Here is a 13130-nt window from a genome sequence, read left to right on the forward strand (position 1 = left end):
GCGTGATAGGCGTCATAGTCGCCCTGCGCATAAGCAGTGTGGCGCCGTTGATCGAGCTTGCGCCAGTCCTCTACGAAACGGTCGGCTCGCTTCTCGGGATCCGCGCGAATCTCGGCTTCGAGCTGCATCGCGCGGATAGCGCGGCGGGTATCGCCCTTGGCGGCTTCGCCAGCGAGCGAGCCATCGCAGCGGAACGCTTCTTCCAGATCTTTTGCGGCGCCTTGGGCTACGGCGTTCATCGCCTCGCGCGCCTTGTCTAGTTCGACATTCTGGTGCGGCAGGACGGCGAGGCCCTTGTCCTGCATGTTCCAGATCGCCGAGACGGCACGCGCATGACGCTGAACCGCGATGCGCCGGATATTCTCGCGCTCTGCCTGCCTGGCCTGCGCCGGTTCGATGGACGGTGCGTTGGGACGGAAGTCCGCAAACATGCCCCGCGACCGATCGGCCTTGACTGCTTCCGGTTGTGGGATGCGTTCGTTCCGCCGCGCGCCACCAAGATCGAGGCCGTCGAACATGCCGCGTACCTTCTCGGGTACAATCTTACGTACCACCTCGGCAACGCGTTCACGGAACGTGATGCCCCGCCGCTCGGCAAAGTCGCTCGCGGGATCGGTCTTCGCATAATCGATCGCCATGTCCTTGGCCCGATCACGCGACAGCGCGCTGATCAGCCTGGCCTGATCGCGAAAATCGTCCCGGCCATAATGGAGGTCGACGCCGTCGCGATGGCGCGACAGCGCGACATAGGCGCCGTGCCGATCCATCCCCGGCGTCGCGAGGACATGACTGCGATCGACCGTCATGCCCTGGGCCTTGTGGATCGTCGCGGCATAGCCGTGATCGAGGTCGCGATAATCCTTCGTGTCGAACGACACCGCGCGCCCGTCATCGGTGCGCACGGCCATATGGCCCTTGTCCACCTGCTCGATGGTCGCGAGCGTGCCGTTCTTGACGGCAAGCGAGCGCTCATTGCGCAGGAACATCACCCGGTCGCCCGATGCGAAATCGCGGCTTCCGCGCTCGACGATCAGGCGGACGTCGTCGCCCAGCTCGCCGGCTGCGCGCATCCTGCCGCGCGCCGCGTCATTGAGGTCGCGTACCTCGTCATTAGTATGGGTGAGGATGATTCGAGTGGCATCGGGCGACGCCTGCCGTTCGCGATCCCAGCGATCGACAAGATCGCGTCGGGCATCGTCGCGCGTTTCCGCGGCATGGACCATGTTGCGCTCGCCATAGGCGTGGATCGCCTCGCCTGTCCTGCCGGTGGCGAGATGCCGCGTCGCATCGCGCTGCCAGTCGATCCGCTGGCGGCGCACTTCTGTGATCTCGACACCGCCATGACGCTCGTGGATCGAGCGGAACGCCGCGCCGGCCTCGATCGACTGCAATTGCTGCGGATCGCCGACCAGCACGACCTTCGCGCCAGCATCGGCGGCATGGGACAATACGCGCTCAATCTGCCGCGTGCCGACCATGCCAGCCTCATCGATCACCAGCACATCGCGAGCGGTGAGCAAGTCACGGCCCTGGCTCCAGCCATGTTCCATGCTGGCGATGGTGCGCGAGGCGATGCCCGAGCCGTTTTCCAACGCTTCGGCGGCGATGCCGGACAGCGCCACGCCGCGTACATTGAGCCCGGCAGTTTCCCATGCCTCGCGCGCGACGCCAAGCATCGCGCTCTTGCCGGTCCCGGCATAGCCGACGACGACGCTCATGCCCTGCTTGTCGGTGACATGATCGAACGCCGCGCGCTGTTCTCCCGATAGGTCCAGTCCGCGCTCCGTTGCACGGGCCAGCGCAGCATTACGGTCGCCTCCTGAGAGGCGATGCAGTTCGCGCTCCGCCATCAACCGCGCTGCGCGCTGCAGGCGCTGCTCGGCCTCGATCATTTCGCGGCTGGTGAAGCGCTCATCACCGTTGCCGTCGTTGCCGAGCTCGATCAGGTCGGGCGATGCGCGCACCGCGCTGACCGCGGCATTGAACTGCTCCTGCCCGTCGCTGTGACGGTGGACGAACATCGCGAGGTCGCGGTTGGTAAAGGTTGCCTGTTGATGGGTGATAGCATCGAGCGCGACGCGGGGATTGGCGATGATGCGCTCACCGTTCTCACGTGCGATGTCACGATGCAGATCGGCGCGGTCGGCTTCGAGGCCTTGCTGCTCCATGCGGTGTGCTGGACCGCCGATCTTGCTTTGCGGTTCAAGGTCGATGCCCTGATCGGCGAGGCTGCGGTGATCGATCCGCGCATCGATATCGAGTTCCGCGAGGCGGGCATTGACGTGAGCGGCCCAGCGCTCGCGCCATTGCTCGACATTCTCGCGGTCATTCCATTCGCGCACCTTGTCGCCGAACCCGAACGAGCCATCATCGCGCTCGACCACCTCGCGCATGGTGAGCATGACATGGGCATGGGGCCTGGGCTGGCCGTCGACGCCGATATCCCAATGCACATTGAGATCGGCGACCATGCCGCGATCGACGAATTCCGTCTGGACGAAATCGTGGGCAAGCCCGATGCCCTGCGCCCTGGTCATCTCACGCGGGATAGCGAACTCGACTTCGCGGGCGAGCTGCGCGTCCTTGCGCACTTCGAATGCCTCGACGTCGTTCCACAGCCGCTCGCGGTCGCGCCATTCCTCGGGCGCGTTCTCTGGCAGCATGATCTCGCTGTGCTCGACCCCGGCGCGAGCGCGGAAATCATGGTCGCGATCGAGCCGCTCGTCGTGCAGTCGCGAGCCGGCGCGATAGGCCGCCGCCGACACAGCAGACCGGCCAGCCTTGCGTCCGATGACCTGAACACTGAAATGGTAGATCGCCATAGCGATCGTCCATTTACTGCAACAAAGCGCACGTCGGAACGACGTATAAGCGCGCCCTTCTCGAAAAATTCCTTGAAGGGACCAGGCAAGTTCAGCGCGTCCCGGCGACTCTACTGCTTCGTTGCTCCCGTTCTTTTATCATCACCGCATTGTCACTCAATGAAGGACTTTGCGATGCGTAAACCCCGCGATTTCGACTCGGAGCTGAAGGCACTTGCCGACAAGGCGCGCCAGCTTAAGGAACGCCGGGTGCGCCAGCTCGGTGAGCTGGTGACCGCGACCGGTGCCGATGCACTCGATGCCGATCTGCTCGCCGGGGCGCTGCTGCACATCGCTACCGTGAAAGACACCGCGACAAAGGAGGGCTGGCGCAGCGCGGGCGCGGCGTTCTTTCTTGGCCGGACGCGCCAGTCTGCGCAGCGACCTGATCGCCGCGCGGACGGCGCTCTACCGCTCGACGGCGGCGCGGCATCGCGTCGAGGCGGCGAAGGCGCGAACTGACATGCGCGATTGGGCCGTCAAGCGCCGTGAGCGCACGCGCCATCTGATCGAACTGGGCGGCCTCGTCGTGAAGGCCGGGCTGGTCGATCTGACTGACGACGATCGCGCAACGATCTACGGCGCTTTCCTCACGGTCGCCGACAAGCTGCGCGGCGAGGAACGGAGCAACGCGCTCACGTTATGGCAGCGCAAGGGCAAGCGCGCGTTCACGGCGGAATCGGCCGACAAGACGACGACGCAAGCCTCACCATCGCCGCCACCACCGGCGCGGTGACGATTTCGTCGTCATCGCGTAATCGATCTGGCCGATTGCGCGGGCTATTTCTCGCTCGATGCGCTTCACGTTAACGCCGGTCCGGTCGGCGATCTCGGCATAGCTGAGATCGTCGATCCGGTGCGCCAGAAACACCTCGCGGGTGAAGTGCGGCAATGCCCTCAATGCGGCCTCCAATCGCGCAAGCTGCTCGGTGGTGGTGGACTGATCCGCGACGCCGTTCGCGCCCGGCTCGTTCTCAATGTCGCCCATGACGTGCGCCGGCTCGAGCGGGATGTGGGGTGGGCGCGCCCGCACAATTGGCCGCAATCGCGGCCCGGCACGCCGCCAGCGCGCGCGTCATATGATATTTGACGGTGAGGATGCTGATCGCGCTGGCTTCGGCGATCTGTTGGTAGGTGAGCTGCTCCTGACGGTGGAGCAGGAACACGCGCCGTGTCTTGTCCGGCAAGGCCGCCACCGTCTGCTCGTAGATGCGCAGCAAGTCGGCCGCCTCGATCGCCCATGTTTGCTCGGCAGGCTCGACGAGGTCATGTTGATCGTCGAAGTCGACCATGATCGCCGGGTGGATGGCGCGGCGGCGCGCCCGGTCGATCAACAGATTGCGGGTGATCCGCCTGATAAACGCCGCCGGATTGTCGAGGTGATCCACCTGCCGGCTGCACAACGCGCGGGCGTAAACTTCCTGCACGAGATCCGGGGCGATATCGGCGCGGACGCGGCGGCCCAGGTAGCGCAGCAATGTGCGCCGCTCGGTTCGATACAGCGCCTCAATTGCGCGGACTGAGGCGGATGGGTTTGGCGTTACCTCCGCCGCGCCGGCGTAGCTGTGGGCGTCATGCGGCGGTGGCATCTTGGGGTCGGGCGTCATGGCCGCACCTCCCCACGTTCGCGGGCATTGAGCGGCGCATCGCGCGAAGCGCGATAGAGGGTGATGCCCGCTTCGATCCGGTCGAGGATGAAGGTGTCGCGCTCGGCTCTGGCGATGCGAATATCGGCCTCGGCGTAGAATTCGAGGCCGACCGCGCAGCGGTCGCCGAGTTCGCTGTCGATGATATCGCCCGCGCGCCGCCAGCAGCATTCCTCCTTGAACAGCGGGTGATTGACGATGATCCAGAATTCATAGTCGGAGAAGTTGATCGTCGCCTCGTCTTCGTACCAGCTCCGCCGCGCATAGGGGCCGATCAGGATGATGCGCGTGATCTGTCCCGGCTCGGGCGCCAGCACGTGCGCCGGATCGAAATAAGCACGCAGGATGCGCGTGATCCGTTCGACCTCGCGCTGTTTTCGGCGGATGAGATGGCCGACGCGCGCCATGACGACTTCGCGCGCGTAAACGTCGTTCGATTTTGAGCGTGTCATTTGCAGCTCGCACACCAGCGGCTCGCGCGACCTCGCGCGATGGTGCAAGCGGTGTCCGCTGCGTGCCGCTACGCGGCTTGCAGCAACTGCCCGACCGTGATGGCCGAGCCTGCATGATGCCTGGCAGGGTTATCCTCGGGATGGCCGCCAGTCATTCCATCCCGTGAGCGGGATTATGCCAGAATCATTGAGTCCGAGCAAGTTAGCGGCCCGGCGCGGCTATCTGCCGAGCGCGGCCTGTTCGAGTTCGGCGATCTTGTCCGTGCAGACCTGATGCACCACGCGGCCCAATTCCTCGACGCGCGCGCCCAGCCAAGCCAACTCTTCCTCGCTGATCCTGTAGTGCTTCGAGTAGCGCGCCTTGGTGTAGGCTTCCTTCAATTTCTGGAACATCGCCCGTTCGCGGCGATTGCCGTCTGGCCAGATACCGTGAAGCCGGCGATCGAGGCCTTCGGCAAGCGAACGCAGGAACGCGATGTTGTGGTTGTACGGCGTGTAGAAGGTCAGGGTGAGAAGGAGACAGGCGTATAGCCGTTCAACAGTCTGGTGCAGGTCGAACGCAGCATCCTTCAATAATTTTTCGGTGATCGCGTATTTGGCGAGCTTGTGTCGCGCCATGGCGCTGGCCATGCCGTCCTCGAAATACTCCTTCGCAGCGGCCAGAGCTTGCTCGGGCGTCTTCGGCTTGGGGGTGTGCAATTCTCCATCGTCAGCCTCGTAAAGCGCGATGCCGTCCTTTTTGATTTCGATGAAGAACACGCGGCCATGCGCGAGCCCGTCGTTCACCTCATGCAGCGAATGGACGATGAAATTGACCGGCGTTTCGAAGGTCTTCTCGATCGTATAGGCGCGGATCAGGCGCTCCTCAGCCTTTGCCCAATATGCGGCTCGATCGGTCAGCTCCTTCTGGCTGACGATGATGAGGATGTCGTAATCGGATTTATAACGGTTCGCCGATAGCGGCGCGTCCACCCAATCGCCGCGCGCATACGAACCGAACAGGATGATCTTGAGGATACGAGCACCCTTGCGGCGCCCGGCCGCATTCTCGGTCGCGGCGCGGAATTCTTCGAAGATGACCTCGACGATACGCTCCAGCTCGCGTTGCTTGTTCGCCGGCAGATGATCAAGGTCGGTTCGCATCATCGGGAATCTTCAGCGAGTCGGCGCCTAATGGCAAGGCTTGCCTCAACATTTTTGGGGAGACGCGCCGACTTTAGGCACGCACGGGGCGTCGCAAAAATCGGCCGCTATTGGTGGCCGAATGTACGAAATCGGCAAGAATTGGGTGGGCGATTGCCGCACCGTTTCCGGGAGATCGCGGTAGGAAATCTGATGTTGATACCGATGAGCTGAGACGGCGGCTCCGACCTAATTCTAGCCGTCGCATGGCCGGGGCACGAATGTCTTCTCGCGCCGGAGCCGGTCATTCGCGTGCTCTCGAGCCGCGGGACCGCAACGCGCACCATATCCGACCGTTCACTCGATACGGAGAATGTGTCGACTGGCAAGCAGCGTTGCTGCTAACCTTTGGAAAGCGTGTCGATCTGGCTGCGCAAGAGCGGCGGAACCCCGAAATTATCAGTCATTTCATCGATGAACCCGCTGACGGCGTCGATAGAGCTGTCTCGGCTGTCGTCCTTCAGAACTTCCTGATGAATCACAAAGTCGTTAAGGCCGCGAAAGGGTAGCGCGCCCGGACTTGGCCGAGATTGCCACCACATTACGTTTCGTAAGCCAGCGGCGCCTATCATGATTTGGAAGGGGCCTGTAGCACCAGCAGCCCGCGATACACGGACCACATTCTGCAACCATCTCACGAGATCTTTACTCGCTTCATCATATGCGAAGTGAGGATACTCGCCCTGTTGGTAAAAGCTCCACGCGCTGATGGCCCAGATTTCTCCGTTGTCCTTATACCAACGCGAGATGGCCTTTGTTTTGCGATCACCACCAACGCTTTCGAACATGGCATGCCCATCGCCGGTGCGACCGCCTGAAAGGCCGCCGCCCGAATAACCGATTGGAAGCAGCGGCTGATCAGAGTTCGGGAACAGCCCATGATTACCCCGCGGCGACGCGCCCTGAGCTGCGGGCAGCAGGCGAACGAATATGCGCGGGGATGGCGCCACGATCAAATCGATCTGACCCATAGAAGGTACGGCCACTGGCAATGGATTGAATGCCTCTGCCCAGATGCTAGGATCGTGCGGCAGATGTGGATGCCATTCCAGTTCTGCTTCCGTCTGGAGCAAATCATCGCTCGCGAACATCGCGCGTAACCGGTCAGTAAACTGCCGTTGCAGCCCGGAGCGTTCCTCACGAAGCTTTTCCCGAGTGGCGCCGGCCGGAAGGTGAAAGCTGATTGAGCCCGACATGTGTCGCAGGTCAAAAGGAAGATCCTCGTATCGCATCGGGCCAATCGCACGATTAAATACTGGTATAATGCGATTATGCCCCAGAGATTTTCGGGCGTAACCAAGCTCAAGCATTACATTTGGATTAGGTAGGTACTTTCGATCAAGGCCTTCTCCGATAGTTCCAACCGCAGTGATATCCCCGACGAAAGCAAATGATGAATCTATCTTGTTGAGGATAACCTCGGCAATCAAATTAAGACCAACCGCGCCTTTCGCACCTTGGTCCATCTCCAATCGTTGGGCCTCTTCTATTTCGGCTGCTAGACTTTCGATCGATGACTTCAGTGCGTCATGGATCACATCTCGTGTTTCGCGTTGCGGTGCGTCACTTTGCCAGGACCAAAAGACTGTGCGGGGCATGATCGTAAATCAACCTCGCGGATTATCGGAACGAACCACATCGGGCGTCAGATCCCGCACCGGACCACGCGGGCCGGCCGCGACCAGCCTGCGGAAGTTGCTAGTCATCAGTCTTTCCACCTCCTTCGCGGACATCATCTTGAGCGCGGCGACATCGCGGTAGGTGGCGCCGCCACCACCGGGGGCAAGCGGAACGCCCTGCGCCATTCCGAATGGACCATCAGTTTCGGGCAGGAGGCGGTCGAGCGGCATGGCGTCAACGGCATCCCGCCCTGACCTGCTCGCCATCATACCCGGCCCCGCTGAGAACCAGCACCCAAGTTTGGCAGCGCGCTCGATAATCACTGGCTTCGCCGAGAACCAGTGGAGCACGAAGGTCCCGGCGAGCGGTTCGAACTCCAGCATGTCGAGCAGCATCTCAGGAGCCCCCCGGCTGTGCAGGGAGATGATCCGCCCCCCCGCCGCGGCGCAGGCGTCAAGGATCTCATGCAGCACCTCGGCCTGCGCCGTTAGTGTGTCGCGGTGCGGGGGCGAGCCGTCGAGCCCGACCTCGCCGATATATTCGACGGTCGGCAGAAGGTCATGGAAGAGGCGCAACTCGTGCCGACGGCTGGCAGCCAGTTCGGGGTGCATGCCAAGCGCGGTGCGGATCCTGCCTCCCTCCGGCGCGAGCGCCGAGGTCCCGGCGAACGCGCTCGGCGTCGTTGTCACCGACAGTATGTATACGCCATCCTCGGCCGCCTTCCGGGCAGTCGCCGCAGGGTCGGGGTAGAGATCGAGATGGCAATGGAAGTCGATCAGCGCCATCGCACTGTGCCGAAAAGGGTGGCAAGCTCGGCCAATCCGCGGCCGACGGCGTCGACGGTACGGGCACGCGTCGCGGCATCGGCTGGAAGCGGGCCTGCCCGGGCGACCCACCTGCTGAGGTCGCGCGGATCAGCCCCGTCATAGGCCGCCACGGCATGCCTGGCCGCTAGCACGTCATCGTTGCGCGAGCTCGCGCGCAGGTCGTTCAGGTATAGCGTCCCGTCTTGCATCCCCGCTGCATGGAAGGACGCGCGCCTTATAAGGCACGGCACGCACCTGCCACACTGTCCGTTCGCGCGCTTGCCCTTGCCGCAGGAATAGGTCTCGGCAGCGAGGTCGACCAGGCGCGGATGGCGGGCCTGGGCCAGCATCTCGCCCTTGGTCGTCGCGAAGAACGGATTGCGCAGTTCCGCCTGGACCCCCGCCGCCGCCCAGATGTCGTTAAGCCGGGACATGAAGTGCGGGTGTGTCGTGCGGGTGCTGAGCGAGCCCATCCGCCTGTCCGTGAAGGGCGGATTGATCGCGATGAGCGCGTTCTCGGGAACAAGTACCTCCCGGATGCCGCAACTCGTTGCCGCCAGCGCACCGTAGGCGAAGAAAAGGATGGACCGGGCGCGTGTCGATCCCTCGTATGGCTGGCGCCATCGTTCGGCAACCCGACCCTCAAAGCGATGCGCGTCGAGTCCAAGTGCGGCGGCGAGTCGCTGCTGCGGCCCAATCTCCTTGGTCGACCCCTGGCTGACGAGGAGCGGGCGGGCTCCACCGTTCATCGCCGCGAGCGCGCCCAGGAAGCTGTCGAGTCCGCCTGAGAAGAGGCAGATGGCGTCGCGGTCGTGGAGACGGCGCTGGACTTGGGGGCAGGCGAACCCGCCCGTGCGGAAGGTGAGGTGCCACACGTCGCCCGTCAGGAACCGCAGTGCCTCCGCCAATTCGGACGCCCGGGCGGTCCACGGCACCGGATCGACCAGTGCGACGTCGAGGCCGATGACGCGCGTCCAGCCGTTCGGCGATCCCGACCGCGCAACGAACCGGTCGGCCGCAAAGACCGACATCGCTATGGACATGAAGTCCCAAGCAGCCACGCTCGGCGCATCGGGAAGCTGCTTGCGCACACGGTCGGCCAGGGTCGCGCCCAGGCCAGGCAACTCGGTTGACCCGCTGGCGAAGAGGCGGACGCCGATCGTGTTGGGCCGTCGGTGGGCAGCGACCGCGTCGGCGGTCACGGGTGTCGCCCGGACGGTCAGGTCTACCATCTCGCCATCTCCCCATAAACGGCGCCCGTTATCTCGGCGATGATCCCGTCGAGACCCGCCGGGTCGAGCGAGCCGCCGGTCCGCTGGACGATCGGCGTGGCGATCTCGTCCGCAGCCGCGCGGACCAAGTCCCGGAGCGCGTTCTCGCGCTGGACGGCGGTAGCGGGCGACACATTCTCCGCCGATTTGCCCTGTTCGGCGGCAACCGCAGCGAACACCAGTTCGGCGACGAAGCAGACCGTCGCGACCACGACCACGTGGTCGGTCACGGCATTCAGGTCGAACACGGGCTGGTCGCCGAGCGCCTCGAACAGCGCCTCGGCCATCGCCGAGCGGACCACGTCCTCGTCGAGGATGCCCGGTGGGCAGAACTGATCAACGATCGTCGTGATCGCCTCCTCGAGTGGCCGGCCGGCGAGAGTCCCGAGGTCGAATCCGGCAACGACGACGGCCGCACCGTTCGCCTGAGCGACCGACGCCAGCGAAGACAGGGCGGCGCCGCCGGTCCGCGCGGCCCGGGCGTGCCGCGCCGAAGCTCGCGTGCCGCCCATGGCCCGGGCATACCGGCCGAGCGCGCGGCGGCCCGCCGCTCTGTCGCCTGTGCCCATGTATTCCCTGAGCGCGCGCCTAACCCCCGACAGGGGCGCGGCGGGCAGCACGTCGGTGACGGCCGGCGCGGGCTGAGGCTGATCCGGCGCAGGTGGATCCTGGTCCGCCCAAGGCGCGACCAGCGGCGACCCGCCAGGGGTCGACGGCTTCGACTGCGATGTGCCCATCTACTTCCCCCCCAGATACCCCTTGCCCCGCAGGGCGAACTTGACTCCCGAATTCATCGTGTCCTGCGGGATGTCGTCGACCAGCGCCCGCAGCTGGCGCTTGCCACCCTCCGACTTCTCGCCGAGCAGGATCGCCCCCTGGATGCCTGGCAGCTTGCCGGTCCAGTCGCCCTCGCGCAGGCTCGCCACCATCCCTGCCATCGCGGCGACGCGCTCGTCGACGTTGAGTCGGTCGATCACGTCGGTGGCGGCGGGCGAGTTGATACTAGTCACGCCGAGCAGCGCCTTCACGGCCGCTCCGACGCTGTCGCTTGCCCTCGCGCTCGCCGGCGAGGCCATCACGTCGCGGCTGAGGAAGAGCGCCGGCTGCAACGCCTTGGCATCGTCGAAGCGGGGCTCCAGCCGCCGCCATTCCTCGATGAACGCCTCGTGCGCTTTCCATGCGGGGGGGATCTGCGGACGCTTGACGCCGTCGCCCAGGTCCTCGGTCGCCTTGAGCTGCAGGTCGGCGCCCTCCTCGCCGGCCATGACCATTGTGTAGAGAGCCTGAGTCGCGTCGGCGTCCGTCCCACGCTCGAAGATCGCTAGCTTCGCTAGAACGCCGAGGTCGATCTTCATCTTCCTCGTCGCGGCAAGCGACCTGCGCAGCATCACGGCGTTGAGCAGGCGCTTGATGATGCGAGGGTTGCCGTCGATCTTCTCGGCGGTCGTGAGCGTCGGCGCGAGCCCGTCGGCGGTCCCCAGCATCTCCAGCAAGCCGGGGGGGCGACCCGCCACGCCGTCGATCTGGTCGGCGGTGAAGGTGGCACCGTCCCACGCGTTCTGCAGCGCCTCGAGCAACACGGCTTGGACATCGCCGAGCTTGGCAGGCGCGAGTTGCTGGGTGAAGAGGGAATACATGTATGCCCGCACGTCGTCGACGCCGACGCGCGGCACTCGGAACGGCACCTGGATGACCTTGTCTAGATAGTCATGCACGTGCTTCGCGTTGGGATCGCTGAAGTGCCGCGCCACCGAGTGGCGGATCATGTCCTCGTCCGCGGCGACCACGAATGCGGTGCCTGGCAGGAAGAGGAAAAGGCGGATGGCCTCGAGCGTACCGATCGCGACGTCCGGCAAGCAGCGGTCGAGATTGTCGACGAACACGATCAGCGGGCGGCCGAGCTCGTCGAGAATCTCGCCGAACTCCTTGCGAAACGCGGCTATCTCCTTCGGCGGCGTCTTCGCCTCCTCGGGCTTGATCAGCTTGGACCAGCCCTCTTGCGCGTCCTTCGCCGCGTCCTTCAAATCCCTGGCCTCGTCGCCCCCGCCGCCGCCGGCGACGAGCGAGGAGATGGCCGACCCGGCCTTCGTCAGCAGCCCGGGAGGCACCCCGAACGCCATCCCGATTCCGAAGTCGGCGGCCATTCCGATGGCACGGAAGTAGTTCACGCGCGACGCGAACCGCTTGATCTTCGCGACCAGTTTCTCGTCGTCTTTAGCGACTTTCAGCAGGGTGTCGGCCACCACTTCCATCAGCGCGGCCTTGGAATCGTCGAAGCCCTGGTAGAGCCACGCGTCGAAGTCGATGAAGAGGGGGGGCGATTCGCGGTCTTCCAGTTTCCCCCTGACGAGCCGCAGCACAGTCGACTTACCAGTGCCCCAGGTACCGAACACGCCAATCGACAGAGGCAGCATTTCTCTGGTCGTCGCGAGCGCGCCGATTTGGTCCGCCAACTCGGTAAAGTTTAAGAAATCTTCAGCGCTCTCGCGATCGCTCCACATGTCGTGCCGCTCCCCCGGCCTAAGTTGGGCAAACTATGAATGTAGTCGATTCGCGCTTAGCTGCGAAAAGAAATTCGGATCATACTGGATATGATCCGTCGAGCGTCGCTGTTACCGAATATCGATGCCGAGAGCAGCGCCGTCCGCGCTCATTTATCAAAGTCCGCTTTGGACGCCCAGAGAGCCAACAGCCGTCAATCCGCAGGCCCCACCTTGCTCATTTAGGCGGGGCGTGTCTCGAGCGCCCGAATGTCAGTTCCTGTCGCAATCGGACGTTTACCGTGTCCTTTGGTAACGGCACCTCCGTCTCCATCGGGCGATGGCGCGCTTCGAGGGCAGAGGTCGGCTTTCAGGATCGCCCGAAGCCCGTCGAGGTGACCAGAACTGGGCGCCTTCTGCCCGCCGCTCCAAACGGTGCCCGATGGTACGGGACGGTTCGGGAAAAATTTTCTTGTTGCGTGGAATCACGCGACAGAACGCGAGGCGACGCAATGAAACGCTGCTGGACGCAAGTACTTGATTGGCACCAGTTTTGGCACTCTTGCGCGGGAGTCCGTCTTCACCAATTCGTTGGTCAGGGGGAGCACGTAAGCGACGAAAGGTAACCCCATGACCCTTCCCGATCGAATCATCCGGCTCGCGACGGTTCTCAATCGCACCGGACTCTCGCGCACCACCGTCTATCGTAAAATCGACGAAGGCACATTCCCGCGTCAGGTCAAACTTGGCATCCACGGCGTCGGCTGGCGCGAGTCGGCCGTCAATCGCTGGATCGTTGATCCGGTGAGCTA

The 13130-nt window shown here is 64.0% G+C and carries 13 protein-coding genes; 3 read left to right on the plus strand and 10 right to left on the minus strand.

Translation table 11 applies throughout. The features are described from left to right. The coding region (traA, locus tag BGN95_RS01005; protein WP_286771351.1) for a Ti-type conjugative transfer relaxase TraA at positions 1-2822 on the minus strand (2822 nt) is incomplete at its 3' end. A gap of 174 nt (positions 2823-2996) precedes the next feature. Between traA and traD the strand changes: the two genes are divergently transcribed. Together traD and BGN95_RS01015 are read left to right on the plus strand one after the other, a co-directional pair. Then, entirely contained in the window at positions 2997-3323 is a 327-nt protein-coding gene (gene traD, locus BGN95_RS01010; protein WP_286771352.1) for a conjugal transfer protein TraD, read from the plus strand. A 1-nt stretch (position 3324) separates the two neighbouring features. Continuing rightward, positions 3325-3597, plus strand: a complete 273-nt coding sequence (locus BGN95_RS01015) for a conjugal transfer protein TraD (RefSeq protein ID WP_286771353.1) — start codon at positions 3325-3327, stop codon at positions 3595-3597. Here the strand turns inward: BGN95_RS01015 and BGN95_RS01020 are convergent. The 9 genes from BGN95_RS01020 to BGN95_RS01060 all read right to left on the minus strand — a co-directional run bounded on the left by BGN95_RS01020 (position 3568) and on the right by BGN95_RS01060 (position 12339). Beyond that, positions 3568-3894 (minus strand): RNA polymerase sigma factor, encoded by a 327-nt coding sequence (locus tag BGN95_RS01020; RefSeq protein ID WP_286771354.1) that lies wholly within the window; start codon positions 3892-3894, stop codon positions 3568-3570. The genes BGN95_RS01015 and BGN95_RS01020 overlap by 30 nt on opposite strands. Further along, the gene (locus tag BGN95_RS01025; RefSeq protein WP_286771355.1) at positions 3836-4468 is read right to left on the minus strand and encodes a sigma-70 family RNA polymerase sigma factor; all 633 of its coding nucleotides are present in this window, start codon (positions 4466-4468) and stop codon (positions 3836-3838) included. The genes BGN95_RS01020 and BGN95_RS01025 overlap by 59 nt, the downstream gene beginning before the upstream one ends. Next, entirely contained in the window at positions 4465-4959 is a 495-nt protein-coding gene (locus BGN95_RS01030) for a hypothetical protein (protein WP_286771356.1), read from the minus strand. The genes BGN95_RS01025 and BGN95_RS01030 overlap by 4 nt, the downstream gene beginning before the upstream one ends. Positions 4960-5178: 219 nt before the next feature. Next, entirely contained in the window at positions 5179-6102 is a 924-nt protein-coding gene (locus BGN95_RS01035; RefSeq protein WP_286771367.1) for a nucleotidyltransferase and HEPN domain-containing protein, read from the minus strand. A 380-nt stretch (positions 6103-6482) separates the two neighbouring features. Then, on the minus strand, positions 6483-7739 hold the full coding sequence (locus tag BGN95_RS01040) for a hypothetical protein (RefSeq protein WP_286771357.1): 1257 nt from the start codon (positions 7737-7739) through the stop codon (positions 6483-6485). A gap of 9 nt (positions 7740-7748) precedes the next feature. Beyond that, positions 7749-8546, minus strand: coding sequence for a Qat anti-phage system TatD family nuclease QatD (gene qatD, locus BGN95_RS01045; protein ID WP_286771358.1), 798 nt, complete (start codon positions 8544-8546; stop codon positions 7749-7751). After that, positions 8537-9799: a Qat anti-phage system QueC-like protein QatC gene (gene qatC, locus BGN95_RS01050; RefSeq protein WP_286771359.1), complete on the minus strand. Its 1263-nt coding sequence runs from the start codon at positions 9797-9799 to the stop codon at positions 8537-8539. Before qatC ends, qatD begins: the two co-directional genes overlap by 10 nt. Further along, the gene (locus tag BGN95_RS01055; RefSeq protein WP_286771360.1) at positions 9793-10575 is read right to left on the minus strand and encodes a Qat anti-phage system associated protein QatB; all 783 of its coding nucleotides are present in this window, start codon (positions 10573-10575) and stop codon (positions 9793-9795) included. Before BGN95_RS01055 ends, qatC begins: the two co-directional genes overlap by 7 nt. Next, on the minus strand, positions 10576-12339 hold the full coding sequence (locus BGN95_RS01060) for a KAP family P-loop NTPase fold protein (protein ID WP_286771361.1): 1764 nt from the start codon (positions 12337-12339) through the stop codon (positions 10576-10578). A gap of 609 nt (positions 12340-12948) precedes the next feature. On the opposite strand from BGN95_RS01060, the gene BGN95_RS01065 reads away from it, so the two are divergent. Beyond that, positions 12949-13130, plus strand: a 182-nt coding sequence (locus BGN95_RS01065; RefSeq protein ID WP_286771362.1) for a helix-turn-helix transcriptional regulator, incomplete at its 3' end; no start/stop codon positions are given.

Source organism: Sphingomonas sp. 66-10, from assembly GCF_001897045.1.
Lineage (GTDB): Bacteria > Pseudomonadota > Alphaproteobacteria > Sphingomonadales > Sphingomonadaceae > Sphingomonas > Sphingomonas lycopersici.

Bases quoted from the DNA above. Each gene is read 5' to 3' on its own strand.
- traD (WP_286771352.1), top strand. From the start codon at position 2,997: ATGCGTAAACCCCGCGATTTCGACTCGGAGCTGAAGGCACTTGCCGAC.
- BGN95_RS01015 (WP_286771353.1), top strand. From the start codon at position 3,325: ATGCGCGATTGGGCCGTCAAGCGCCGTGAGCGCACGCGCCATCTGATC.
- BGN95_RS01025 (WP_286771355.1), bottom strand. From the start codon at position 4,468: ATGACGCCCGACCCCAAGATGCCACCGCCGCATGACGCCCACAGCTAC.
- BGN95_RS01030 (WP_286771356.1), bottom strand. From the start codon at position 4,959: ATGACACGCTCAAAATCGAACGACGTTTACGCGCGCGAAGTCGTCATG.
- BGN95_RS01035 (WP_286771367.1), bottom strand. From the start codon at position 6,102: ATGCGAACCGACCTTGATCATCTGCCGGCGAACAAGCAACGCGAGCTG.
- BGN95_RS01040 (WP_286771357.1), bottom strand. From the start codon at position 7,739: ATGCCCCGCACAGTCTTTTGGTCCTGGCAAAGTGACGCACCGCAACGC.
- qatD (WP_286771358.1), bottom strand. From the start codon at position 8,546: ATGGCGCTGATCGACTTCCATTGCCATCTCGATCTCTACCCCGACCCT.
- qatC (WP_286771359.1), bottom strand. From the start codon at position 9,799: ATGGTAGACCTGACCGTCCGGGCGACACCCGTGACCGCCGACGCGGTC.
- BGN95_RS01055 (WP_286771360.1), bottom strand. From the start codon at position 10,575: ATGGGCACATCGCAGTCGAAGCCGTCGACCCCTGGCGGGTCGCCGCTG.
- BGN95_RS01060 (WP_286771361.1), bottom strand. From the start codon at position 12,339: ATGTGGAGCGATCGCGAGAGCGCTGAAGATTTCTTAAACTTTACCGAG.